Here is a 22,910-nt window from a genome sequence, read left to right as displayed (position 1 = left end):
GACACTGACACGACATCGTCCCAGGTGCCTACAGCCGTTTTCCTGGATTCTGTCTTCGCTTGCCGGTCGAGCTCATGGTGTCTCCAGTCCCGTCGCGCCTGCTGCCCCCGCTGATCCTGTTCGGCTTGACCCTGGCGCTGACCCTGGGCGGCATCCTCGCCCGCCCGATCGAATCACTGTCGCTGTTCTGGCCTGTGAACGCGGTGCTCGCCGGCGTGCTGCTGCGCAACCCGCGCCAGGCCACCCCCGCTGGCTTCGTCCTGATCTACCTGGCCATGGTCGCTGCCGACCTGGCCTGCGGCAGCGCCTGGCGCCCGGCCCTGTGGTTCAACCTGTGCAACCTCGGCGCCATCGCCACCATCTGGTACCTGATGGCTCGGCTGCCGCGCGTGCATCGTCGCCTGCGCACCCCGCACGGCACCCTGTGCCTGTTCGGTGCCTGCGCCGTCGGTGCGGTGGTCGCCGCAAGCCTGGCTTGCGTGATGGCCGCGCCGTGGTTCGAGCAATCGCTGCGCGCCACCTGGCTGGCTTGGTTCAGCGAACAGTTCTCCACCAGCGTGCTGGTCCTTCCAGTGCTGCTCACCGCGCCATCGCCCAGGGCCCTGACCCGCCCCGGCAGTACCGGGCAAACGGTGCGCCTGGCGCCGTTGCTGGTGCTGCTGGCCTCGCTGAGCGTCAGTATCGTCTTCGGCGGGCCCGGCGCCATCGCCTTCCCGATTGCCGCGCTGCTGTGGTGCGCGCTCAGCTATTCGCCCTTCCTCGTCTCGCTGCTGGCCCTTACCGCGGGCAGCACGTTGATCGTCGCCGTGGCGCAGAACCTCATGCACTTCAACATCCCGCAGAGCGAGTCGGGGGTCACCACCTTGATGTCGGCGCGCCTGGGCATCGCCATGCTGGTGCTCGGCCCGCTGGTGCTGGCCTGCGTCAGCAGCGCCAACCGCAGCCTGATGGCGCGCCTCGCGCACCAGGCGACCATCGACCACCTGACCGGCGCCCTCAGCCGCAGCGCCTTCATCCGCCGCGCCCACGCCCTGCTCGACAACCGCCAGCAAGCGCCGCTGACCTTGATGATGCTCGACATCGATCACTTCAAGACCATCAACGACCAGCATGGCCACGCTGTCGGCGACCAGGTGCTGCGCCAGTTCGCCACGACCCTGCAAGACCAGTTGCACGACGGTGAGCTGTTCGCCCGCCTGGGCGGCGAGGAGTTCGTCATCGTCGTGCCGGGGCTGGCGCCTGAGTTGGCCAGGTTCACCGCAGAGCGCCTGCGCCGGGCGGTGCAGGACCAGCACATCGCGCAGCCCGGGCAGCCGCTGCGGATCACCGTGAGCATCGGTGTGAGCGGCTGCGCTGCCGACACCCCGGCACCCAGCCTCGACGAGTTGCTGGCCAGCGCCGACCAGGCGCTCTACCGGGCCAAGGCCCAGGGCCGTAACCGTGTCGAACAAGCCGATGGGCAGCGCCAGGTGGTGTGAGTCAACCGGCCAGCAGGTCCCAGCTCAGCTTGGCGATCAGCACGCACAGCAGCACCAGGAACAGCCCCCGCACGAACCCGGCGCCCTTGCGCACCGCTAGCCAGGTGCCGGTCAGCGCGCCAAGGACATTGAACAGCGCCATCGGCAGCGCAATGGCCCACAGCACATTGCCCGACGGGATGAAGAACACCAGCGCGGCCAGGTTGGTGGCGATGTTGACCAGCTTCGCCGAGGCCGAGGCATGCAGGAAATCCAGGGCGAAGAAGCGGATGAACAGGAAGATCAGGAAACTGCCGGTGCCCGGCCCGAACAGCCCGTCATAGAAGCCGATGGCGCCACCGATCAGCACCGCCAGGCACTGTTCCTTGCGGCCGATGGCCATGGGTTTGTGCAGGGTGCCGAAATCCTTCTTGCAGAAGGTGTAGATGGCCATCAGCACGATCAGCGCCAGCACCATCGGGCGCATCACGCTCGCCGGCACCAAGGATACGGTGGCCGCGCCGAGGAACGACATCACGAAGGCGCTCAGCGCCGCTGGCACGATCAACCCCCAGTCCAGCTTGACCTTGCGGATGAACGAACGCGCCGCGAACGTGGTACCGCACACCGAGGCCAGCTTGTTGCTGCCCAGCAGTGCCGCCGGCTGGGCGTTGGGCAGCACGTTGAACAGCGCGGGGATCTGGATCAGCCCGCCGCCACCGACGGCAGCGTCGATCAGGCCAGCGGCGAAGGCAAACAGCGAAAGCAGGGCAATATCCATCATCTTGAAGGTCCAGGCGGGACAAAACAGGCTGCCAGACTAATCAAAGCGCCGCGCTTGTGTTGAAATGCCATATTGCAAAAACTGCAACGAGGAGTCCCGCCATGGCCCTAGACATGCTGCGTGAAATACAAGCGTTCGTCAGCGTTGCGCACAAGCGCAGCTTTGTCAGCGCCGCCCGTGCCCTGGGCCGCTCGCCCAGCGCAGTAACTCGTGCGGTGCAGGCGCTGGAGGACAACAGCGGCGCCAAGCTGTTCAACCGCAGCGCCAGCGCCGTGTCATTGACTGAGGCCGGCGAGCGTCTGCTGCCTCACGCCGAACGCTTGCTGGATGTGCAACGAGATGCCGCCGACGAGTTGGCCGCGCTGACCGGCAACGCCAAGGGCTGGATCCGCCTGGCCGCGCCCGAGGTACTGGCCCAGCAGATATTGCCGGGAGTGCTGGCCGAGTTCTCTCGTCGCCACCCTCATGTCACCCTCGACGTGCAGTACAGCGATCAGGCTCTGGATCCGCTGCAAGGCAAGCTGGACTTCGTGATCCGCGGAGCCTTCCCGCAATCCAGCGAACTGATCGGCTACCCGCTATGGCGTTACCGCCGCCACCTGTACGCCAGTCCTGAGTACCTGGCCCAGGCCGGCACGCCCCAAGGGCTGGAAGACCTGGAACGGCATGCGCTGATCCTGCACACCGCGCCGCGCATCCTCAAGGCCTGGCATTTCAGCAAGGATGGGCGCATCTCCAGCCTGCGCCCACGGCCGCGGCTGCGCCTGGGCTCAGGGGTGGCAGTGCTGCAAACCACCCTGGCGGGCGCCGGCATCGCGCGGCTGGCCGATTGGCTGGGGGAACCGGAGGTGCGAGCCGGACGGTTGGTGCGGGTCTGCCCCGATTTTCACCTGACATCCAGCACCGGGCACGACCCGCAGATGCATGCCGTGTACCCCGCCGGCGACCTGCCGGCACGGGCTCGCGAGCTGCTGCAGGCCCTGCGCGATGCCCGTCCGCGCCTGTGGGAATAGCCCTGAACAGGGCTGCTCAATTTCTGCTCAATCTAACAGAGTGCTTGCCAATACTGGCCTGTAGCGTTTTATCCACAGACCTACCCACGATTTTTGTGGACAGTTTCCGCAAGGCTTGAAGGAAAAATTACAAACGCAGCAAGGCCACGTTGGCCAGCTTGACCAACTCGATCCATTCGCTTGCGCTGATCACACCGGAACGCTCCAACTCTTCGGCACGGCGCAGTGCCTGATCGTAGTCCTCTTCGTGGAGGATGCCCTCGCCGAGAAAACGACCGCGCCACTCCAGCATCGCTGCAGTGCCTTTCTTGCATTCCATAGTGTGTATTGTCTCCAAGGCAAGTGAATGGCCCGTGTGCCCGGGCCCTTTGATTGGGGGCGGGAGATTACACGAGCGACTTGCACTTGAGAACGACTTGCAGCTACCGCTTGTCTAGACGACTGCGGCCTAAGGCCGGGGAGGCCTGGGGAAAGGGTCTGGCCCGCCATTGCGCCAGACGGGCCGGAACAGCAAAAAGAGGCGGCTCAGCTTGGCGGAATGGTGCCCAGCAGGCCAATCATGATAGTCAGCAGCAGAAAACCACCCAGAAACAGCGCGAGCTTGCCCATCGGAACCTCTACAGTGTGTTGTCGTAACGGCGGGGCTGGCCGCTGCGAAAGTGCAGCGAGACAGCCTGCCCAGCGCACACCGGATTGGAAGGCTGGGCCTGGGCGTATTGTCCGGCAGCGGCTGATACGGTTACAGATTCAGGTTCGTGGAAAAAAAGCAGATCAGATGGTAATCGACCATCGCGGTGCAAGCTCGCTCCCACGAGTGCCCAACGTGAGGTCAAAGCGGTCGGCGTGGGAGCGGGCTTGCCCCGCGATACATCCGCGCAGGCAACACACCTATGCTACGGTCCGAAGTCCAGACAAGGAGAACCACCGCAAATGACCGCGCTCGCCAGCAACGCCGCGCTGCTGATCATCGACATGCAGAACGGCATCAACCACCCTCGCCTGGGCCGTCGCAACAACCCCGAAGCCGAACAGCGCATCAGCGAACTGCTCGCCTTTTGGCGCGCGAGCACGCGCCCGGTGGTGCACGTGCGCCATATCTCCCGCGATCCGGATTCGGTGTTCCGGCCAGGTCAGCCCGGCTGCGAGTTCCAGCCCGCCTTCACCCCGCAGGGGAACGAGGCCGTGTTTGAAAAACACCTGCCCGACGCTTTCTGCAACAGCGGCCTGGAACACTGGCTGCACCAGCGCGGCATCCAGCAACTGGTCATCACCGGCGTGATCACCAACAACTCGGTGGAGTCGAGCGCACGCTCGGCGGGCAACCTGGGGTTCGCAACGGTGGTGGTGGGCGACGCCTGCTACACCTTCGACCAGCATGATCTGCAAGGCCGGCTGTGGCCGGCGGAGGATGTCCATGCCCTGGCCCTGAGCAACCTGGCCATGGACTATGCGAGCGTTCTGCACAGTGCGGCGGTGCTGGCCGCACGCTGATCACGCCAGCGCGCGCAGCTTGGCCAGCGGCACCCAGCCGAGCTCGCCATTGCTCACCCGGCGACACCAGGCCCAGCCATTCAAGGGGCGCAGGCTATCGAGCTGCTGGCCGGGGTCGACGTCCAATTCATGGGCCGAATAGGCTTCCAGCGCCCTGCCCCGGCCCACGCCCAGCCGTTCGATGAACTGGGCAGGCACCCACCCTGCTGCCTGGCCCTGGCAACTGCACAGGTACCAGTCCTCCCACTGCTCGTCGCCCTCGTAGCGCTGGCCGATCTCCAGCAGCGTGCCACGGGCGAAGGTGATGGGCGCAGGATACTCACTGCGGTGTGTCTCGATCACGACGTACTTCACAGGCCTCTCCCTGGCTGCGAAAAGCGTCGATGCTAGTCGAAGGGCCTCTACAGCACCATGACCATTTCATGCCAGGCCATGCCGCCATGATCGGAAGCCGACGGGCGTACATAGGCGTAGCCCATCTTCTCGTACAACCCGACATGGCGCTCCTTGCACATCAGGTGGATGGTGGCCTTGCCGCGCTCGCGCATCTGCGCGACGAAGCGCGCCATCAACCGGCTGGCATGGCCCTGGCCCTGGTACGCGGGGTCGAGCACCACCGACATGATCACCACATTGGGCGCCTGCGGGTCATGCCCGACCAGTTCCTTGAAAGCCTCATCCGACATCACCACCTGGTCGGCGCAACCGCTGTTGATGAAGCCGATCACCTGGCCCTCGGCTTCCAGCACGAGAAAGCCCTCCGGGTACTGGACGATGCGCGTGGCGATCTTTTCCCGGGTGGCGGCTTCGTCGCCTTCATAGGCGCTGGTCTCGATCTGGTAGCAGCGGTCCACATCGCTGGAGGTGGCCTGGCGGAATGTCGGTGTGCTCATGGGCGGAATCCGGATAGCGGGAAACAGGGGCGACATCCTAACGGAAGTCGCCGCCCTGCTACAGGCTCGCCATACCCCTTACACCGAACGGGTAATACCCCCATCGACCCGCAGGTTCTGCCCGGTGATGTAACCCGCGCCCTCGGAGGCAAGGAAGCTGACAGTGGCCGCGATTTCCTCGGCCTTGCCGTACCGTTCCATGGGAATCCGGCTACGGAATTCCTCCTTCTCCGGCAGGCTGTCGATGAAACCTGGCAGCACATTGTTCATGCGGATGTTCTCGACCGCGTAACGGTCGGCGAACAGCTTGGTGAAAGCCGCGAGCCCGGCGCGGAACACGCCGGAGGTCGGGAACGCCGGATCCGGCTCGAAGGTGGCGAAGGTCGAGATATTGATGATGGTCCCGCTTTTTTGCCGCTGCATGATCGGGGTCACCAGGCGGGTCGGGCGCACCACGTTGAGGAAGTACACCTCCATGCCCCGGTGCCAGTCCTCGTCGCTGAGCTCGAGTACCGGTGCGCGTGGGCCATGCCCGGCGCTGTTGACCAGCACATCGATACGCCCCCATTGCTGCATCACGGTATCGACCAGACGCTGCAGGTCCTCTACCGACTGGTTGGAGCCCGTCACACCGATGCCGCCCAGCTCGGCCGCCAGGGCCTCCCCCTTGCCCGAGGACGACAGGATCGCCACCCTGAAACCGTCGGCAGCCAGCCGCCGCGCAGCCTCCGCGCCCATGCCACTGCCACCTGCGGTGATGATTGCCACTTTCTGAGAAGACATATGCCGCTCCTTCCGGGAGTTGATCAAGTGGGCCCATGAAGCCAGAATCCGGCTCAACGCACCAATCACGAATACTGGCAGCAGCCTGCAGGAAATCTACTGGATGAGCGCGCCCAAGCGACGCAACGCCCCCGCCATCGTCAATCACCTGGTGGCCTTCGAGGCCGCCGCCCGCCTGGGCAGCTTCCGCGCTGCCGCCGACGAGCTGCATGTCACGCCGGGCGCGGTCGCCCAGCAGGTGCGCACCCTGGAAAACAAACTTGGCCGCCCCTTGTTCGAGCGCCTGCCCCGCGGCCTGCGGCCCAACCGGGACGGCGCCGACTACCTGGCCCGTGTGCGCCTGGCCCTGGAGATCATCGAGGACGCCACCGGCGAACTGCTGGAGCGCGACAACCAGCGCGATCCGCAGCAGGTCCTGCTCAGCACCACCCCCGCCTTCGCCAGCCGCTGGCTGATCCCGCGCCTGGGGCGCCTGGCCGAGGCGCATCCGCAGGTGGCCCTGATGATCGACGCCTCCGACAGTACCCGCCCCCTGAGCGGCAAGGGTGCGGTGGACCTGGCCGTGCGCTGGGGGGCGCCGCCCTTCGCCGAGGCCTACGCCCTGCCCCTGCTGCCCGGCATGGCGGTGCCGGTGTGCGCGCCGGGGTTGTGCGGCGAGCACCCTTGGCGGCAAGCCGCGGAGCTTGCGCAACACCCGCTGATCTCCGACAGCCACAACAACTGGAAGCGCTGGTTCGACCACTACGCGTTGCCCGGCACACGGTTCAACGGCCCGGTGTTCTCGCAAACCATCCTCGCCATCGAGGCCGCCGAGCAAGGCATGGGCATTGCCCTCGTGCCGCGCCTGCTGGTGGAGAATGCCCTGAAAGCCGGGGCCTTGGTGCTGGCGCTGGAAGGCCATGAATTGCGCAGCGACGCCGGCTTCCACTTGCTGGCCAGCCATGCGCCGCTGGCAGGCTCGGCCGCCGAGCAGGTGGTGAACTGGCTGCTGGCCCAGGTGAACGCTGATGCTCAAGCACTTTCAAATCATGACTCTTTGATTTAGCGGGCTTTAGTAATCTGCGTGGGAGCGGCCACAACCTGCCGCAGGAAGCGCCCGAGGCGTTCGTCAAGGCGGTGGTGGATGCGGACCATCTCTAGGGGCAATTGCAACATATCGTTTCAGTGGCGCGTATTGGGTGCCGGGCAACACGGATTATCGCTACGACCCGTCTTTTACGCGGCAGGCCTTGTAATTCGGGGCCTGCCGCAAAATGAGCGGAAGCATCCCGAAACACTCGCCCAAGCCATCCTGTAAGACGCCTCTTTTGTCGATGTAGGACGTTTCTACGGGATTGTGAGCCAGTGTATGAATAATCAGTATTGGCGGGAGAATTGACCTGATACCGTCGAGCCTTTCTTACAACGGCACGGATGCCCACGACCAACGAGTACAGCATGGACAACTACGACAGCTCGGCACTTGGACTGCAAAAATGCCTGTTGAACCTGCGAAGAGATCATGCCCGGATGAAGGCGTCAGGAGAACTGGAAAGAGCGGCGATACTGGCGCAGGTGATCGGGCGGATGGAACAGGGATTGAAGGAGGCTTCCCAGGGGAGGAAGCCCGAGACGTTGCAATGAAGTGATGCCCGGCAAATGGCGATGGATATGCGGTGCTCATCTAGTGTGGTGTTTTGCAAATACGACCCATAAATCGCGAGCGTTTTTTGCGCTCAGGCAGGGCGTCACGACGAGTCGTAGCCCAGCTACGGCGAGGAGCGACAACGCCGCATGAGCGCAAATTCGCCACGGGGCAGCGGAGGGCGCGGCCCAGCGCCGCCTCGGCCTACTCGCTTCCTCCTTGGGCACACATGCCTTCCATGGGCGGCGACTAGAACCCATTTTTTGCTGGATTATTTCAATCGAATGGGTTTTGCGACGCAGAAAGATCAGCCCCCTCCATGCGCTCATGCGCCATGCCCGATTTCAGGGCGTGTTTCTAACCCAATGATCAGCTCAAAGGCCGGATCGGCTTTTATTTCAAAGACCTCGGGTGATTTGGTACAGACTATGCAAACGTTTGCTCCGAGCCATTGAGCGAACAATCGCTGCAGCTCTCGACACATCGCAGCCCCCAGGGGGCTTACCACTGCATGAACAAGGATTTTCAATGCACCGACCGTCTTTACCCGCAACGGCCCGCTTCTCACTGCCTGCCAAACTGCTACTGGGCGCTGTTACGGGACTACTCAGCGTCACCACCCAGGCCCAGGACATTCCCCCCAGCGAGTCGGCCCAGGGCGAGACCTTGAGACCGGCCGCCGCGCCAGCCAAATCGGGCCCCTATCTGTCGGACTGGTACAACCAGAACTTCACCCTGATCGGCAGCAAGGACATAAGCTTCGGCCCGCGACCGGCCGACGATATCTACCTGGAGTACGAGTACTTTGGCCGCAAGGGGCCGTTCGAGCTGTACGGCTACATCGACATCCCGAAAATCCTCACCATCGGCAACAGCCATGACAAAGGCGTGTGGGATCGCGGATCGCCGGTATTCATGGAGCATGAACCACGGATCTCCATTGATTACCTGGCCGGTCGCAGCCTGGCCGTCGGCCCATTCAAGGAATGGTACGTAGCCTTCGACTGGATCTACGACCACGGCAGCAACAGCGCCAACCGTGCCAATACCCTCTACAGCGGCCTGGGCACCGATATCGACACCCATTCGCGGGTCAACCTGTCGGCCAACTTCTACGGCCGCTACCAGTGGGAAAACTATGGCGCCAGCAACGAGTACTCCTGGGATGGCTACCGGGCCCAGCTCAAGTACATCGTGCCCATCGGCAAGTTCGACAACGGCGCCTCGCTGACCTATATCGGTTTCACCAACTTCGATTTCGGCTCTGACCTGGACAAGGACAACCCAGCCCGCACGGCCAACGCCACGGTGGCCACCAACGTGTTGCTGTATGCCTTCACCCATTTGCGCTTCACCTTGGTCGGCCGATACTTCCACAATGGCGGCAACTGGCAGAATGGCAGCGAGCTGAATTTCGGCGACGGCGATTTCCGCGCCCGGTCTGATGGCTGGGGGTACTACGCGGGAGTTGGCTATCAGTTCTGAGCATTCGAACCATGGGGTCGTGGGCCTGGCCTGCGGCGCCCTGCTCACTCTGAGGCGAACACCTGGAGCTGGTGATGCGTGGTTCAGGAAAGTCTGACCGTCTGAATGATCCTCCCTCCAACACAAACCCGTACGAGGGGGCTTCTTCCTGCATGACGAACGGCAGCATGCATTGCCAGCCAATGTGACATCATTTCACGCTAGAGATGGATCTCGTAAGCTCTGTTGCCAACGCACTATCTGCCGTGACTGCGCTACCACTGCCATTGCAGTCCTCGGATCAGCCCTAGCTACCGCCCAACCTTCAACTACAATTGAACGGGCCGACTCATTGGAGTGTTTGAGTATGAGAAAATTTAACGGATGAATATTTTCAACAATACTACCAAGAAAGCAGCTTTGATTTTGGTTGGGCCGCTAGGATGCTACGCCGCCTACCAGATCTTGTTCATTGGCCGCTATCTTGATATCGAAAAGTACCCCCTCCTGACGTCCACCTATTTGAATGGCGCAGCGATCATCGATATTGCCTGCGCACTGGTCGTCGCCTTTCTGGGGTACCAGGTCTGCCGACGGGCGGGGCTACTCGATGACTTCCGCCCCTCACGCGAAGGCCTGTCAACATTGGCCCTCACGCTCATTGCAACTGGCACCCTCGGCCTGTTGGCACTGAACATTTACAGTTCACTAGGGACACTCTCCCTGCGCTACGTAGTCGAGAACTACCCACTGTACAGTTACAAAGCAACCGACGGGGCGGCCTGGATGGTACTTGCCATGTATTCGGCCTTGTTTCTGCAGTTGATGGATATGTACTTTGGTGGTGTGACGAAGAAAAATGGCACCTTTCTTCTACTGGGCCTGCTGATTGTGTCATTCAGTGGTGGTCGTGGGATTCTGGTATTGTTCGCACTCATGTTCATTGTTCTGCTGATGTTCCAGCGCGTGGCATTCTGGAAGTTCTTGATGGCGAGCCTACTCGCTATCGCCGCCATGGGCGCATCCTTCATCATCGTGACCGGGCTGCGCGCACCAGACGCCCCCCCCGAGGTGGTGACTCCTGTGGCCAAGCCCACGGGCCATTCGCCCAAAGCCAAAGCCAAAGCCGCGCAAGCTCCTCCTGTCCTTGCGGAAGTTGCTCCCACGGAAAGCTTCGAAGACCTGAACTACAATGCCGCCTTCATTTCGGAGGACGTCCTGAGAGTCATCGAGAGCCATAAAGTAGAACCCAAGGCGTATGCCCTGGAAGATGCGATGACCCTTTTCGTCCCTCGCCAGCTGATGCCAGGCAAGCCTGTCTCCACAGCCGAGACTCGGGAAATCTATCCCCATGTGGCAAAGCGCGGGACAAACATCACCTTCCCCCTCAAAGCAAACATACTCATGCATTTGGGGGAATGGGCGTTCTATGCGGACTGGATCGTGGTGGCGGTCGTCCAGATCCTTATGATACTAGGTGTCGCCAGGCGGACCCGTGCACCGGGCATTGTCGGCTTTACCATGTTGTTTTGTGGCCTTGGCTTCATGTTGGTGGCCAGGGGGGGCATCTTCAACGCTCGGCTGCTGGTCATCATGTCATGCGTCTTGGTCGCGTATGCTGGCTACCGCACCTTGCTGACGATCCAGAGAGGGTTGAATTTCAGTAGGCAACCACGCCCACCCACCCAGCAAGCCTACTGATCCAGCGGCGCACCACCCAGGGACTATTGCGGAAGACTGCTCGAGGTGCTCGACAACACGTTTGCAGTGCCTATGAGATCAAGCACCTTTTGATTCCATAGGCGCTGCTGGGCTATCTCCAGGCACTTGGCCGCCAACCTGGGGATCGCCGCGGCTACCACAAGGATCGCTGCTCGGTCTTCCCCCGCCCAATAACGCAAAAAGCCCTGACTAGGTCAGGGCTTTGAATATGGCGGAAGCGTAGAGATTCGAACTCTAGGATAGTTGCCCATCGACGGTTTTCAAGACCGTACCATAAGCGCCCATTTATCAAGGCGTCAACGCAAAAAACGATTCCAAAACTAACACGAGGTGGCTCGGCTACAGGCCGCATAGCCCAAGGGTCGTAATTTCAGTTTTGGAACCGATTTTAGAAGCTCTAGGAAACCAGAGGAGATTCAGGCCTTTTTGCCTTCACGCTTTTTTCACGTCAAATCCTGCACAGTAAACGCTCATCCGATCTCCTACGTTCGCCCGCGCTCCCCTGCGGGCTTTTCTTTTCTGGATAAGACGAAACCGGCTAAGTCCAGTCGCCTTCAGCGCACATCAGCAGGGCTGCATTGGCCTGGCGAACCATTGCAATCCACTCCGTTGAGCTTACCAAGCCAGAATGCTGAAGACGCTGGGCTACTGCCAGGGCGTGATCATATTCTGCCTCTCGTAGCACGCCCGCACCAAGGTACCTACCCGTCCAATCAGCAATGACCAGATTTTGCTCTTGCTCTACCACCCCAAAGCCCCCACGAAGCCCAGCGCTAAATGTCGGCGAGATTACATAATGTCCGCCGAGCAAGAAATTGGGGCTTACTACCACTCATCCGGATCTTCCTGCAAAAAGAAATAATACCAAGGTCTAGTTGTAAGAAATCATTTCAAATACAGAAAAACGACAGAAATCGGAACGATTCGCAGCAATACTGCTTGAGCCGCCTAAAGCCATCGGCAGGCTAAAGCGAGCAGTCCAACCCATCGCTGCGTGTGAATGACCTGCGGGCCATAACAGCCCGATGCCCTGTTGAGCGGAACGAAGCTCAATGGCGGGAAAGTGGCTGGTGACCCAAGGCGTAAAGCTGATAATCGGTCACCGCTTGGAATGAGGATTCCGCGATAAGCCGTAAGCGCTCGATCTCTTCTACCGAACCTCCAGCGTCCTGAGCGTTATGGTAGGCACGCAAAGACTCAATGGCCTCACGGATAAGTGGCTCTCCCGCCTCAATCATTCCTTCGATGGTTCGTTTCACGACATTTCTCCTGCCGAAACGTGCTGATCGCGCCACTGTGCATCAAGTACCAACCCTACCCCTCAAGCGGCATCCACATGACACATCCCCCTGCCGCTTGAGCGATCAACCAGTCATGCTCACGCTTGCCGAAGGGCCGAGGCATGCCAATAGACTCCCGATAGGCATACTGATGGGTGACCTTCAATTCCAGCGCAGTAGGTGTTGCCTCTCCCAGCTTACCTTTGCTCAGCCCCTCCAAAGCGCCCGTTAATGCGAGATGTTGTTTAACTCCATCATCACTGTCTTCCAAAATGGATACAGCAATAAACGCAGCATTCGCACAACGATCCACTTTCAGTACCTGCGGCTTTGCACTGTCCATTTCAAAATTCGAACCTTGGGCAACGGCTGACAAACACAGTGCAGCACACATGAACAAACTACGCATCGACGACGTCCTTTCGACCTGAGCAGAGCAAAATACTCACACCTTCATACCCACCTCGAACGGCCGAAGCCTATCCTGGCGGCTTAACCAAGGCATTATAGGATTTCTCACAGGCAAGCCCAGCTATTCTGGCGCGGTCAAACGCTGCCGCCAGCTCTCCCGCTCGAGCATCAGCCCGTGCGAGCAAGTCGGAGAGCACCATTGCGGCGCGGCGGGCTGCCTCGCCTCGAGCGGCAACGGCGGGATCCGCGCCGGGGCAACCGACGGTGGCGGCGAGTTTGCCGGCTTCGTCGTGCAGCCGCTGGCCAGCAGCATCAGCCCCAGCAGCAGCGCCTTCAGCGATCGTTTTTTGTTCCTGAGCATGCGCCCTCACCTCTTCATGTGCCGCGGTGCGGCGCTGTTCCTCTTCCCGGGCGCCGCGCTCGCCCAGCACCTCGGCCAGGCGATCGCCGCTGTCTCGCTGTGCAGATGTCGCGACAGCCTCGGCGCGCTCCACTGATCGCCCATGCTGGTAGACGAGCCAGTACGACCCGACGGCTGCCAGTAGCGCGACAACCCGAACACCCCAGCTGCTCACGCAGCCTCCAGGAACAGATCACGCTCAGCGGCGCGGCGGCGGACCAGACCCGGCAGCACCTTGCCACCCGCCTTGTTCCAGCGCGGGAACTGCTCAGCGGCGGCGGCATAGTCGCCAGCATTGAGCATCCGGCGCAGAGTGGACGACTCGAGGTTCGCCGCGCCCAGGTTGTAGGTGAAGCTGATAAGTGCGTCCCACTGGTTCTGGTTCAGCGGCACCGTTACCAGGCGCTGCACCTCCGGCTCGAACCGCTGCACGTCGTTCAGTAGCATCCGCTCGGCCTGCTCCTTGCTGATCGACATGCCGGCCTTCACACCCCGGGTGGTGCCGTGGCCGATAGTCCAGACGCCGACGGCATCCTGATAGGCCTGCAGGCGCAGGCCTTCGAACGACTTGACGAGGCTCAAGCCGCGTTGCGATGTACGCATTGGATATTCTCCAGGTAAGAAAATGCCCCGACTGTGCGGGGCTTCATTGGGTTTGTTCGGCGATCCAGGGCGGCGCGACAGGCCGGTGCTCGATCTCGGGGAATTGCTGGGACTGGGGCCAGTCGCGCAGGGCCTGCATGTATACCAGCAGCGCCGCGAACTGCTCCGCCGTCAGCGATGTGTCGGTGCCGATCTCCTGCTGGTCGCGGTGACGCTCGCGCAGCCAGATAGCCGCCTGAAGCGCCCCATCACGCCATTGTCGTTCGAAGGCTGCAACCTCTTCCGAGCTTGGCCGCGGCGGGTCAGTGAGCACCGGATAGCCGTCCTCGTTCGCCGTAATCCGCTTGCCACTGCTCTCTCCTTCCAGCAGCTCCGCGTGCTCCTCGTTGCTGATCTCGACCACATCCACCGGCATGCAGCAATCAGGGTTCGCTATCAGCTTGCCGCGCGCATCTTCGATCAGGCGCAGCCCGTGCACTTCTTCGTCGTAAAAGCCGCCGGTGCCGGGGCTGTAGAACTTCTTCATAACAACTCCTGTTTAGTAGCCGATAGCAAACCAGTACGCGTTCGGGATTTGAGCCGCGTATGACCTGAGCACAAAATTTTGCGGGCTGACATTCGACACCATGATTTCGTAGTCATCAGGGGCAGCCGTAATGATGCTGGGGAAGACCCCGAGTACCGTATTCGGGAACGAAACGGGGAATGTAACCGTTGTGCCTGCAGCCGGCACTGGAGCGATGTTCCCCCATTGCAGAACCAGGCCGCCCATCCACGCAGGAAGTTTGACGTAGCCGTTAGGCGCTTTGCTTATCGCAAACCCATTCAACAACTTCAGCGGGGAGATCAGCACATCATCGCGAACGCCCCCATTCACATCACCATGCGAAGCAATACTGAGCGCCGAGAGGGCGTCAGTGATGCCGTAACCGGCAAGCGTGGTGGCTTTGGTCGCTTTACCAGCCAGTAAATTGTTTACTTGGGTTTGCGTGTAGGCATCGGTAATACCGTAGCCGCCCAGCGTGGTTGCCTGGGCTGCTTTGCCGGCCAGTAAATTGTTTACTTGGGTTTGCGTGTAAGCATCGGTAATGCCGTAGCCACTCAGCGTGGATGCCTGGGCCGCTTTGCCGATGAGCAAATTGTTCACCTGAGCCTGTGTATAGGCATCCGTGATGCCGTAACCAACAAGCGTTGTCGCCTTGGCGGCTTTGCCGGTGAGCAGGTTGTTCACCTGAGCCTGTGTGTAAACATCGGTGATCCCGTAGCCGCCCAGCGTTGTCGCCTTGTCGGCTTTGCCGGTAAGCAAGTTGTTCACCTGAGCCTGTGTATAGGCATCCGTGATGCCGTAACCGGCCAGCGTTGTAGGATTGCTCCCCGCTGTCACACGGCCCAATTCATCGACACTGACCTTTCGGTAATCACCCGGCACTACGCCGGATTTTTCGTCATTGTCTGCGAGTTCCTTAATCGCCTGCACCAGTTGTGCATTATTGTCCTCGCTGGGGGTGAGGCCTGCGGCCTTGATCACAGCCAACAACTCGTCGGTAACAGCGTTGCCCCAGGCTGACGGGATCAGCGAGCCAGGCAGGCCCGTGCTGACGTTTTCGTCAACGAATTTGCCGCCGACCAGGCCGACGTTGGGAATGCGTTTCGGGTAGTCCATATCGCGTTATCCGTAGGTAATGGTTTCGAGGGTGTGCGCGGGGGCGGCGCGGCTGACCAGGCACTCCAGCGCGCCGTTGGCGGCACCGCCGAAGGTCTGACCCCAGTGACTGAATCCGAAGCGGCTACCCTGAGCCAGGCGCGGCCCCGTCTCCAGGGTCCACATGAATTGCGCGCCCCAGGTGCCGAAGCGGGCCGAGCCGAAGCGCGACCGACCGAAGCGCGGCGCCCGGTGCTCGACCACGCGGGCATTGCGGTAGCCCAGCGAAAAGGCCAGCTCCACGAAGTACGCCGGCGTCTGCCCGCCCACCTCCAGCAGGCGGCGGCGCACGGCCAGTTGCCGGTCAGCAAACGCCGGCGTATCGCCCAAGCAGGGGTCGGGTAGCTGCATGACCCGCTCCCAGTCGGGAACCAGCTCGCGCACGGTGGCGGGTTCGCTCTCGGCCAGCAGGTCGGCGGCGCGGCGATCCTCGGTGGCTAGTTCCTGAGCCGCCGCCTGCAGCACCTGGTCGACGCCTGGGTTGAACTCACGATCCCAGGCCGGCCCCGGTGGCAGCAGCGCGCACAACTGCGCGTAGTAGTCCTCTACCGTCCTCACGACCACAGCACACCCCCATAGGTCAGCAGCTCATTAGCGGCCGCCTGCACGTCGCCGGCGGGGCTGATGACCTTGTGATCGCGCTCGCCCGTGGCGCCGCTGATAGCCTCGGCAATGTGGGTGGCCAGCAGCGTGGCGCCCAGCTCCGATTCACGGTTGTGCAGGTCTATCAGGGCCGCTTCCACGGCACGGCGTACCGCGCTGCTGTCCGGGGTGACCGACAGCTGGTACTGCACCGGCTTCTCTGCCGGCGGCAACACGTACACCTCGGCCGTGACGGGCCGCTCCTGCTCGATGTAGGCGGCCACGGCGGCGATGGCTTCGGCGTTCGGAATGATGTCGATATCGCCATCGCGCACGAAGAACACCCCCACCGTGCCCGGCCCCACCCAGCGCCGCACCACCCAGGCCCGGGTCACCCCCGCCACCTCCAGCGCCCAGGTCTCGTAATCGCTCTTGCTTCCGCCGTGGGCAATGACCCGGTACGAACGGATCACCCGAGCGCGTAGCGCCTCGATACTCTCCTGCTCGGTGCCGCCGGTCAGACCCGGCGCCGTCACAGTGAACGTGTCATTGACGCCCAGCACTGGCGAAACCAGGCGCAGCTGGGTGCCGGCGGGCGTGTTGCCCAGCTCGCCCGGCTCCAGGGCCTCGACCTGGGCGACGCCGTCGGTGCCGGTCAACTTGACCGAAGCCCGCACCCTGAACAGCACCTGGTCATCGCGCTGCAGCAGCGTGCCGGCATCGAGCAGCGCCGAGGCGGCGCCGGTGAAGGTGGCCGCCCCGCTCGCCTTCACGGCCTCCAAGCGCCCCCGCTTAAGCCGCGCCTGGGCCATGCGCAGCAGGGTTTCGTCGTCGGCCGTGTCGGGCAGGATCTGGTCGGCAATGTAGCGCTGATGGCCGTAGCGGCCGGACGACGCCGCGCCGAGCACGCGGGCCAGCACCTCGGCGTCAGAACGGACCAGGGCGCTCCCGCCGGCCAAGTCGGCCTGTGCCCTCGCCACCAGGGCGGGCAGTGTTGGGATTTCAAACGGCATTGATCACCTGCCACAGGTTGTCTAGTTGAACATCGATCACCGGGCCGTCGCGCAGGCCCACCCGCACCTGCATGTCGAGGCGGTCGACCTTGCGCGACGCCGTTACCGTAACGGCGCTCACCCGATCGTCATCCACCGCCCACTGCAGGGCCTCGCGGGCGAACGCCTCGGCCGTGCGCACCGTGTCGTCGGTCAGCGTGCGCCGGCGCAGCTGCCACAGGCGTGAGCCAATCCGGTCATTTGCCAGGGTCGGGAACGTATCGCCCCACCAGCCGTAACGCTGATCATCGTCCAGCAGGTCGCCGGCCTCGGCGCGCCGCCAGGTCAAGAGGCTGATCACCACGGCGCGCTGCCAGGCGCGTTCGGACTCGGCATCGAGCAGCGTCATGCCGTCACCACCGGCTTGCCGCTCTGCTGGTTACCCTTCGCCACTCCCTCATGCGGGTGGTTGACCTGGCTGACGCCGGCGGCGATCTGGTCACCCTGCGACACGATCTGGCCCGTGGTGCGGATCACCGGCGTGTCGAACTCCACGGCCGTCTCGGCCTTGACCTTGAGCGTCAGCGTCTCGATCTCGATCACGCGGCCGCGCTTGAAGTGCAGGCGGTCGCCCTGGTCGGTGTACAAGGCCACCTCACCGCTCTTGAGCGCCTGCAGGCGAAAGCGCCGGTCGGCGACGCAGACGACCACCCCATGGGAGCGATCGCCGCCCAGGAACGCCGCCAGGGCCTCGGCGCCGGGTAGCGGGTTGGACGTAAAGCCGTAGGGCTCGAAATGCTCCATTCCGTCTTTCACTTCGTCGGCGGTCAGACGCATCTGCAGGCCCTGCAGCTTGCGGCCGGCATCGACCAGGGCGACCACGCCCCGGGCGAGAAAATTTCTCATGGGTTTCATTGGCCAGGCTTCCAGTCAGCGGGGATCAGGTATTCGAAGTTGTCGGCCTTGCCGCCTTTCTTGAGCTTGCGAGACTTGTGCGGATCTTTCGGCTCGGGGTCGAAGCCATCCGGCGGGCCTACCACGATGTTGGCCACGGTGCCGGCGTCATCGAGCACGTACTCGATTTCGCTGATGAGCATGTCGCGGTCGATGCCGATCAGCGGGTCGACCACGCGCACGATCATGTTCGGCACCCACAGGGCGCCGGTGGACTGCCGCCATCCCTGGATCTTGTAACGCAGGGTCAGCGCCTTCCCCATGCGGCTGCCGCGCTCCCAGTTGGCCCGCGCCTGGGCCAGCTCCGGGGTCATCTGGCCACTTTCGTGAATCAGCAGCACCCGGCGCCGTGAGGCACGCGGATCGGTGACACCGGCCTTCACTTCGCTGGCCGCCGCGCCGTAGTCAGTGTCGGTGCCCGAGCGCTGGCCGGTGACGCGGTACTCAGAAAACACCCCCGAGAAATCCAGCTCGGCGCTACCGGTCAGCAGGTTCTGCCCCAGTTCCAGGCGGTCGACGGCGCGGCCGGCACTGCCCGGCTTGATGATCACCACCCGCCCCCGGGCGTCATCGGTCGACAGCAGCCGCGACAGCGTCAGCAGGCGGTCGATGGACTCGAAGGCCGTTTCGCCCGGTTCTATCTGGTGGTCGGCCAGCTTGGTGGTTTCCGCCACCTCGCTCAGCACCCGCACACCGTAGGGCTCGGCCAGCGCCTGCACGATTTTCTGCACGCTCTGCCCGCGCCACTGGCCGGGCTTGTTCACCGCCGAACAGTCCACCAGGTCGGCAGTCAGCGAGCGGCCGGCCACCGACCGTTCGACGCTGCGAGCGTCGTAGCTGATCGGCGTGCCGAACACCCAGCCCGTCAGCACCAGTTCGGCACCGATGCGGACTTCGCAGCGGTCGCCTTGGCGCACCGGGATTTCCTGCACCTGGCCCGGCCAGCTCCAGGTTACGCCCAGGCGGAAATCCCGGGCCTGGCGTTCGATGCCGGCACTGATGCTGACTTTCTTCCAGCCGCGATAATCCAGGCCGTTCACGCTCAGCGTGACAGCATTGTGGTTGTCCATGGGTTCACTCTCGAGCGATGGTTAGCGCGCCTACGGGCAGGAAGCCCGGGTGCTGCACCTTGTTACGCGTAACGATTTCCTCGGCGCGGGTGGCGTCGCCATAGCGCTGATAAGCCAGCACCACCGCCGGCAGGCTTTCCCGCGTGGTGACCTCGCTCAGCCGCACGCCGGCGCGGGCCACTTCGGTCAGGTGCGCCCGCACCTGGCTGCGCACCGCCTCCAACTGCTCGACGTGCTCGACGGGAGACGCCAGGGCGGCCAGCCACAGGGCGTCGCTGATGGCGTCACGCAGCGCTACCACGTCGGCAGTGACCGGCACCTCAGGGCGCTGGATTGGGGCCACCACCTGCTGTTCCAGGGTGGCGAAACCGGTCAACGGCTCGGGCGCCTGCACCACCGGCATGGCCACCGCCTCGCGCACGGCCAGCACGATCAGCGCATCGCGCACAAGCTCACGGGCAGCGGTGACCACGGCGGCGGTGTCGGTACCACCGGCCGGCGTCGGCGCGCTGGCCAACTGGCGGGCCTGCTCCACCTGGCCCGTGATAGCCCGGCCAGACTCCGCGAAGCTGGCAAACTCCGGCGTGGCCTCGGGCAGCGCCGCGACGGTGCGGGCAAACTCCGGGTCGGCCTCCAAGTTCGCCGACTCGCCGCCACTGGACGGCCCCCAGCGATAGCCCGACGACCGTGAACTGCCGCCGACATTCGCGAACTGCCCCCGGATCATTGCCGCGAAGTTGCTCGGGGCGTTAATCAGCATGTCGGCCAGCGCCTCCACCGAGCTGACCAGACCGGTCAGTTGGCGAAGCTCCGAGGCAATGGCCATCTGCACCCCGGCAATGCCATTCTGCAGCGCGACTACCGCCAGGCGCGCCCGGTTGACCACCGCCATGGCGGCTTTGTAGCGGGCAATCGCTGACTCAAGCAGGCTTTCCGATGAGTCCTCCAGTTGCCGCGCCGTGTTCGGCACACCGGCAGGAAAGCCCTTCTCGCCGTCTTCCACAAACACCAAATCAAAGCGGACCATGCCGCCTTCGCGGCGCTCATGACTGACGCTGCAGGCCGTCGCGGTGACCGTCAGCCGTCCATACCACGGGTGGACCAGCTCCCCCGCCCCAGGCTTGTCCAGGGCGTTGAGCAGGTTGTCACGCTGGGAATAGCAGTCCTCCCCGATCACGAAGGCGGCCAGCTTGATTTCCCGCGTGACGCGGCCCAGGTCTTCCACCAGGGGCTTGTCCCGCTGCGGATACTCATGCGTCTGTGTGCGCCGTCCCGCCGGCATGCTGTCGCTGTCGACGTGGAACGGCACGCCTCGGAATGAGGCCGGGTGCAGTTGATCCCGCCAGGTACTCATGACGACCTCCCCAAGGATCGGTAACCCACTTGTGGGCTGACCTGCAGCCCGGGTTGATTGGTGTCGGCCTGCTCCACCCGCATGCCGGGCGGGGCATTGTCGAAGCGCACGACCATTTGCCCTTCCAGCTGGGCTTTACTGGCCTGGGTGGCCTGCTGCACCAGGGAGCCCCGCGACGCGGCGAGGGCGCCCGCCCCAGGTGCTGCCAGGCTGTTCTGCCCAGGCAGGCCCATTTCAGCGCGCTTCATCGCCTCCCCCGGGGTCAGCCCCTTGGCCAGGCTTTCCTGCGCATGCTCGGCCATCTGCGAGGCCGACAGGGGCATCGCTGCCCATGGCCCTGGCTGGTCCGGCGCACGCATCAGGCTGGCCACGCTGGTGGCCTCCGGCATCAGCTGCACCGGTTGCGCCATCGGCTTGACCAGCGCACCCGGTACCGGCTCGCCGGCGGCGTTGCGCGCCTTCTGCTGCTCGGCCCAGTCGTTGACCTTCGACGTCGCCGCACTGATCACGCCGTCGCCGCTCGACTCGCTGTCGAAGCCCAGGAATTTCATCATCGGCTCAAAGATGGGCCGAAGCTTGTCCCAGATCCCTTTGAAAAAGCCGGTGATGGGCTCCCAATGCTTGATGATCAAACCCAGCGGCGACCAGTCAAAGACCGCCTTGAGGAAGTCGAAGAACGGCACCGACAGGGCCTTGACCCCTTCCCACAGCGCGCCGAAGAACGCCGTCAGCGGTCCCCAGTTAGCCACGATCAAGCCCAGTGGCGACCAGGCAAACACTGTTTTGAGGAAGCCCAGGAACGGCACCGACAGCGCTTTCACCAGCCCCCACAACGCGCTAAAGAACTGCGTCAGCGGTCCCCAGTTGGCCACTATCTGGCCCAGCGGCGACCAGGCGAAAGCGGTTTTCATCCACTCCCACACCGCCATCGCCGGGGCCTTGATCTTGTCCCACACCGCTTGGAAGTACGGCGCCACGGTCGACCAGTTGGCAATCAGGACGCCGGCAGCGATGGCGATACCACGGACGATCATGCCCACCGGGCTCATGCTCGCGACACCGTTCATCAGGGCCAGGGCTGCCGTGGCCCCGGCCGTGGCCAAGCGCAGCACGGTGAAGCCCACGGCCGCGCCCAGCACGCCCTTGATCAGCCACGGGTGCGCCCCGGCCAATGTAGCCACGCTGCTGATGATTGGCCCCACGGCCGCCATGAAGTCGTTGAGCGGCGGCAACAGCATGCTGCCGACCGTGATACCCAGGCGGGTCACCCGGTTCTGCAGCAGCTGCATGGCGTTCTGCGTGGTCGCGGCCCGTGCGGCGTACTCGTTGTTCATCGACCCGGCATACTGACTTTCGTCGCCGACCGATTTGAAGTTCTTCTGCAGCGTGCCCAGGCTGGTCAGCAATGGCGCGATAGCCCCTACCGATTCCTTGCCAAACAGGTTGGTCAGTACCGCCGCCTGCTTGCTTTTCTCGACCTTGGCCAGCGTCTCCAAAACGCGGTTAATCGTCCCTTCGCTGTCCGTCTGCATGCCTTTGGCCAGCTCGTTGGCATCCAGGCGCAAGGCCTTGTAGGCCTCCTTCTGCGACTTGGTGGCCGCCGTGCCGGCGGTCAGGGTCAGCATGAAGTTCTTGATGCCCGTGGCGGCCACATCCTGGGCAATGCCCACCCCGGCCAGGGTCGAGCCCATGGCGGCCAACTGCGCCGCGCTGACGCCTGCGACCTCGCCCAAGGGGCCGATGGCGGTCAGGATGTTGGAGATTTGCCCGGTGCTGGCCGCGCCGGTGTTGCCCAGGTAGTTGATCTGGTCGGCCAGCGTGACCACTTCGGTCTGGTTCATCTTGAAGGCCGTGCGCCACTTGGCCATCATCGAGCCCGATTCTTCGGCCGTCTGATCGAAGGCGACACCCATCTTCACCGCATCTTCCGCGAAGCGGTTCAGCTCTTCCCGGGCAATGCCAGACTGGCCGCCGGCGGCGACAATCTGCGCGATACCCTCGGCCGCCATCGGCAGCCGCTCGGACAGGCCCAGCACGTCGTCACTCATCGCCTTGAACTGCTCGGGCGACTCGAAGTTGACCACCTTCTTGACGTCGGCCATGGCGCTTTCAAAGCCCATGGCCGCCTTCACACCCATGACGAACGGGGCCGCAATCGCCCCGCCCTGCAGGGCCTCACCGAACGTGATCTTGCCCAGGCCCGAGCTGTTCAGCTGCTTACGCAGCACCGCGGCGTTCTTGCGTACCCCGCTCAGCACCGGCGACAGCTTGTCGACGCCGGTGATCAGCGCCTTGAGTTGGAATTTATCCGCCACCGCCTCCCCCATTCAG

General features: G+C 63.3%; 25 protein-coding genes. 7 read left to right on the top strand and 18 right to left on the bottom strand.

Translation table 11 applies throughout. From position 1 onward, the window contains the following. Positions 1 to 59: 59 nt before the first annotated feature. Positions 60 to 1,478 carry a GGDEF domain-containing protein gene (locus DFS21_RS21810; RefSeq protein WP_110698283.1) on the top strand — a complete coding sequence of 473 codons (1,419 nt, stop codon included), beginning with the start codon at positions 60 to 62 and terminating at the stop codon, positions 1,476 to 1,478. Position 1,479: 1 nt separating this feature from the next. Here the strand turns inward: DFS21_RS21810 and DFS21_RS21805 are convergent, their stop codons facing one another. Continuing rightward, positions 1,480 to 2,241, bottom strand: coding sequence for a TSUP family transporter (locus tag DFS21_RS21805; RefSeq protein ID WP_110698285.1), 762 nt, complete (start codon positions 2,239 to 2,241; stop codon positions 1,480 to 1,482). Between the two features lie 101 nt (positions 2,242 to 2,342). Between DFS21_RS21805 and DFS21_RS21800 the strand changes: the two genes are divergently transcribed. Further along, positions 2,343 to 3,254: a LysR family transcriptional regulator gene (locus tag DFS21_RS21800; protein ID WP_110698287.1), complete on the top strand. Its 912-nt coding sequence runs from the start codon at positions 2,343 to 2,345 to the stop codon at positions 3,252 to 3,254. A 127-nt stretch (positions 3,255 to 3,381) separates the two neighbouring features. Here the strand turns inward: DFS21_RS21800 and DFS21_RS21795 are convergent, their stop codons facing one another. After that, positions 3,382 to 3,573 (bottom strand): hypothetical protein, encoded by a 192-nt coding sequence (locus DFS21_RS21795; protein ID WP_031315428.1) that lies wholly within the window; start codon positions 3,571 to 3,573, stop codon positions 3,382 to 3,384. A 611-nt stretch (positions 3,574 to 4,184) separates the two neighbouring features. Here DFS21_RS21795 and DFS21_RS21790 point away from each other — a divergent pair. After that, on the top strand, positions 4,185 to 4,745 hold the full coding sequence (locus DFS21_RS21790) for a cysteine hydrolase family protein (RefSeq protein ID WP_111533096.1): 561 nt from the start codon (positions 4,185 to 4,187) through the stop codon (positions 4,743 to 4,745). Here DFS21_RS21790 and DFS21_RS21785 read toward each other — a convergent pair whose 3' ends face one another. From DFS21_RS21785 to DFS21_RS21775, 3 genes are all read right to left on the bottom strand, one after another. Continuing rightward, positions 4,746 to 5,099, bottom strand: a complete 354-nt coding sequence (locus tag DFS21_RS21785; RefSeq protein WP_023631242.1) for an SH3 domain-containing protein — start codon at positions 5,097 to 5,099, stop codon at positions 4,746 to 4,748. It lies immediately after the preceding gene. 47 nt (positions 5,100 to 5,146) lie between these two features. Further along, on the bottom strand, positions 5,147 to 5,638 hold the full coding sequence (locus DFS21_RS21780) for a GNAT family N-acetyltransferase (protein ID WP_178082050.1): 492 nt from the start codon (positions 5,636 to 5,638) through the stop codon (positions 5,147 to 5,149). 78 nt (positions 5,639 to 5,716) lie between these two features. Then, positions 5,717 to 6,421, bottom strand: coding sequence for an SDR family oxidoreductase (locus DFS21_RS21775; RefSeq protein ID WP_111533095.1), 705 nt, complete (start codon positions 6,419 to 6,421; stop codon positions 5,717 to 5,719). A 103-nt stretch (positions 6,422 to 6,524) separates the two neighbouring features. On the opposite strand from DFS21_RS21775, the gene DFS21_RS21770 reads away from it, so the two are divergent. The 4 genes from DFS21_RS21770 to DFS21_RS21755 all read left to right on the top strand — a co-directional run bounded on the left by DFS21_RS21770 (position 6,525) and on the right by DFS21_RS21755 (position 11,210). After that, positions 6,525 to 7,466 carry a LysR substrate-binding domain-containing protein gene (locus DFS21_RS21770; protein WP_111533094.1) on the top strand — a complete coding sequence of 314 codons (942 nt, stop codon included), beginning with the start codon at positions 6,525 to 6,527 and terminating at the stop codon, positions 7,464 to 7,466. A 392-nt stretch (positions 7,467 to 7,858) separates the two neighbouring features. After that, a complete protein-coding gene (locus tag DFS21_RS21765) occupies positions 7,859 to 8,044 on the top strand; it encodes a hypothetical protein (RefSeq protein WP_102682584.1) in 186 nt (61 codons plus the stop codon). Between the two features lie 529 nt (positions 8,045 to 8,573). After that, positions 8,574 to 9,530, top strand: coding sequence for a nucleoside-specific channel-forming protein Tsx (locus DFS21_RS21760; protein WP_111533093.1), 957 nt, complete (start codon positions 8,574 to 8,576; stop codon positions 9,528 to 9,530). Between the two features lie 363 nt (positions 9,531 to 9,893). Beyond that, on the top strand, positions 9,894 to 11,210 hold the full coding sequence (locus tag DFS21_RS21755) for a hypothetical protein (protein ID WP_111533092.1): 1,317 nt from the start codon (positions 9,894 to 9,896) through the stop codon (positions 11,208 to 11,210). A 1,070-nt stretch (positions 11,211 to 12,280) separates the two neighbouring features. Here DFS21_RS21755 and DFS21_RS21745 read toward each other — a convergent pair. From DFS21_RS21745 to DFS21_RS21685, 13 genes are all read right to left on the bottom strand, one after another. Then, the gene (locus DFS21_RS21745; RefSeq protein WP_111533091.1) at positions 12,281 to 12,469 is read right to left on the bottom strand and encodes a hypothetical protein; all 189 of its coding nucleotides are present in this window, start codon (positions 12,467 to 12,469) and stop codon (positions 12,281 to 12,283) included. A 76-nt stretch (positions 12,470 to 12,545) separates the two neighbouring features. Beyond that, positions 12,546 to 12,920: a hypothetical protein gene (locus tag DFS21_RS21740; RefSeq protein WP_225933369.1), complete on the bottom strand. Its 375-nt coding sequence runs from the start codon at positions 12,918 to 12,920 to the stop codon at positions 12,546 to 12,548. Positions 12,921 to 12,990: 70 nt separating this feature from the next. Beyond that, positions 12,991 to 13,497 (bottom strand): DUF2514 domain-containing protein, encoded by a 507-nt coding sequence (locus DFS21_RS21735; protein ID WP_111533090.1) that lies wholly within the window; start codon positions 13,495 to 13,497, stop codon positions 12,991 to 12,993. Then, positions 13,494 to 13,925 (bottom strand): lysozyme, encoded by a 432-nt coding sequence (locus tag DFS21_RS21730; protein ID WP_111533089.1) that lies wholly within the window; start codon positions 13,923 to 13,925, stop codon positions 13,494 to 13,496. The genes DFS21_RS21735 and DFS21_RS21730 overlap by 4 nt, the downstream gene beginning before the upstream one ends. Positions 13,926 to 13,968: 43 nt before the next feature. Further along, positions 13,969 to 14,451 carry a phage tail assembly chaperone gene (locus DFS21_RS21725; protein WP_111533088.1) on the bottom strand — a complete coding sequence of 161 codons (483 nt, stop codon included), beginning with the start codon at positions 14,449 to 14,451 and terminating at the stop codon, positions 13,969 to 13,971. Positions 14,452 to 14,463: 12 nt separating this feature from the next. Further along, positions 14,464 to 15,588, bottom strand: coding sequence for a hypothetical protein (locus tag DFS21_RS21720; protein ID WP_111533087.1), 1,125 nt, complete (start codon positions 15,586 to 15,588; stop codon positions 14,464 to 14,466). Between the two features lie 6 nt (positions 15,589 to 15,594). After that, positions 15,595 to 16,191, bottom strand: coding sequence for a YmfQ family protein (locus DFS21_RS21715; RefSeq protein ID WP_111533086.1), 597 nt, complete (start codon positions 16,189 to 16,191; stop codon positions 15,595 to 15,597). Then, complete coding sequence (locus tag DFS21_RS21710) at positions 16,182 to 17,222, bottom strand: baseplate J/gp47 family protein (RefSeq protein WP_111533085.1); 1,041 nt, start codon at positions 17,220 to 17,222, stop codon at positions 16,182 to 16,184. The genes DFS21_RS21715 and DFS21_RS21710 overlap by 10 nt, the downstream gene beginning before the upstream one ends. Next, positions 17,212 to 17,610, bottom strand: coding sequence for a phage GP46 family protein (locus DFS21_RS21705; protein WP_104444098.1), 399 nt, complete (start codon positions 17,608 to 17,610; stop codon positions 17,212 to 17,214). The genes DFS21_RS21710 and DFS21_RS21705 overlap by 11 nt, the downstream gene beginning before the upstream one ends. After that, entirely contained in the window at positions 17,607 to 18,116 is a 510-nt protein-coding gene (locus tag DFS21_RS21700) for a phage baseplate assembly protein V (RefSeq protein ID WP_111533084.1), read from the bottom strand. The genes DFS21_RS21705 and DFS21_RS21700 overlap by 4 nt, the downstream gene beginning before the upstream one ends. Next, complete coding sequence (locus DFS21_RS21695) at positions 18,113 to 19,225, bottom strand: phage baseplate assembly protein (RefSeq protein ID WP_111533083.1); 1,113 nt, start codon at positions 19,223 to 19,225, stop codon at positions 18,113 to 18,115. Before DFS21_RS21695 ends, DFS21_RS21700 begins: the two co-directional genes overlap by 4 nt. Before the next feature lie 4 nt (positions 19,226 to 19,229). Next, positions 19,230 to 20,579 (bottom strand): DNA circularization protein, encoded by a 1,350-nt coding sequence (locus tag DFS21_RS21690; protein ID WP_111533082.1) that lies wholly within the window; start codon positions 20,577 to 20,579, stop codon positions 19,230 to 19,232. Continuing rightward, entirely contained in the window at positions 20,576 to 22,894 is a 2,319-nt protein-coding gene (locus DFS21_RS21685; RefSeq protein WP_111533135.1) for a phage tail tape measure protein, read from the bottom strand. Before DFS21_RS21685 ends, DFS21_RS21690 begins: the two co-directional genes overlap by 4 nt. Positions 22,895 to 22,910 lie beyond the last annotated feature (16 nt).

Source organism: Pseudomonas sp. 2848 (assembly GCF_003253945.1).
Classification (GTDB): domain Bacteria; phylum Pseudomonadota; class Gammaproteobacteria; order Pseudomonadales; family Pseudomonadaceae; genus Aquipseudomonas.
The sequence above is the reverse complement of the archived record's forward strand: the minus strand, read 5'-3'. Positions and strand labels throughout refer to the sequence as shown.

Excerpts from the sequence above, each read along its gene's own strand:
- DFS21_RS21805 (WP_110698285.1), bottom strand. The coding sequence starts at position 2,241 with ATGATGGATATTGCCCTGCTTTCGCTGTTTGCCTTCGCCGCTGGCCTG.
- DFS21_RS21800 (WP_110698287.1), top strand. The coding sequence starts at position 2,343 with ATGGCCCTAGACATGCTGCGTGAAATACAAGCGTTCGTCAGCGTTGCG.
- DFS21_RS21795 (WP_031315428.1), bottom strand. The coding sequence starts at position 3,573 with ATGGAATGCAAGAAAGGCACTGCAGCGATGCTGGAGTGGCGCGGTCGT.
- DFS21_RS21790 (WP_111533096.1), top strand. The coding sequence starts at position 4,185 with ATGACCGCGCTCGCCAGCAACGCCGCGCTGCTGATCATCGACATGCAG.
- DFS21_RS21780 (WP_178082050.1), bottom strand. The coding sequence starts at position 5,638 with ATGAGCACACCGACATTCCGCCAGGCCACCTCCAGCGATGTGGACCGC.
- DFS21_RS21775 (WP_111533095.1), bottom strand. The coding sequence starts at position 6,421 with ATGTCTTCTCAGAAAGTGGCAATCATCACCGCAGGTGGCAGTGGCATG.
- DFS21_RS21770 (WP_111533094.1), top strand. The coding sequence starts at position 6,525 with ATGAGCGCGCCCAAGCGACGCAACGCCCCCGCCATCGTCAATCACCTG.
- DFS21_RS21765 (WP_102682584.1), top strand. The coding sequence starts at position 7,859 with ATGGACAACTACGACAGCTCGGCACTTGGACTGCAAAAATGCCTGTTG.
- DFS21_RS21760 (WP_111533093.1), top strand. The coding sequence starts at position 8,574 with ATGCACCGACCGTCTTTACCCGCAACGGCCCGCTTCTCACTGCCTGCC.
- DFS21_RS21755 (WP_111533092.1), top strand. The coding sequence starts at position 9,894 with ATGAATATTTTCAACAATACTACCAAGAAAGCAGCTTTGATTTTGGTT.
- DFS21_RS21745 (WP_111533091.1), bottom strand. The coding sequence starts at position 12,469 with ATGATTGAGGCGGGAGAGCCACTTATCCGTGAGGCCATTGAGTCTTTG.
- DFS21_RS21740 (WP_225933369.1), bottom strand. The coding sequence starts at position 12,920 with ATGCGTAGTTTGTTCATGTGTGCTGCACTGTGTTTGTCAGCCGTTGCC.
- DFS21_RS21730 (WP_111533089.1), bottom strand. The coding sequence starts at position 13,925 with ATGCGTACATCGCAACGCGGCTTGAGCCTCGTCAAGTCGTTCGAAGGC.
- DFS21_RS21725 (WP_111533088.1), bottom strand. The coding sequence starts at position 14,451 with ATGAAGAAGTTCTACAGCCCCGGCACCGGCGGCTTTTACGACGAAGAA.
- DFS21_RS21720 (WP_111533087.1), bottom strand. The coding sequence starts at position 15,588 with ATGGACTACCCGAAACGCATTCCCAACGTCGGCCTGGTCGGCGGCAAA.
- DFS21_RS21710 (WP_111533085.1), bottom strand. The coding sequence starts at position 17,222 with ATGCCGTTTGAAATCCCAACACTGCCCGCCCTGGTGGCGAGGGCACAG.
- DFS21_RS21705 (WP_104444098.1), bottom strand. The coding sequence starts at position 17,610 with ATGACGCTGCTCGATGCCGAGTCCGAACGCGCCTGGCAGCGCGCCGTG.
- DFS21_RS21700 (WP_111533084.1), bottom strand. The coding sequence starts at position 18,116 with ATGAAACCCATGAGAAATTTTCTCGCCCGGGGCGTGGTCGCCCTGGTC.
- DFS21_RS21695 (WP_111533083.1), bottom strand. The coding sequence starts at position 19,225 with ATGGACAACCACAATGCTGTCACGCTGAGCGTGAACGGCCTGGATTAT.
- DFS21_RS21690 (WP_111533082.1), bottom strand. The coding sequence starts at position 20,579 with ATGAGTACCTGGCGGGATCAACTGCACCCGGCCTCATTCCGAGGCGTG.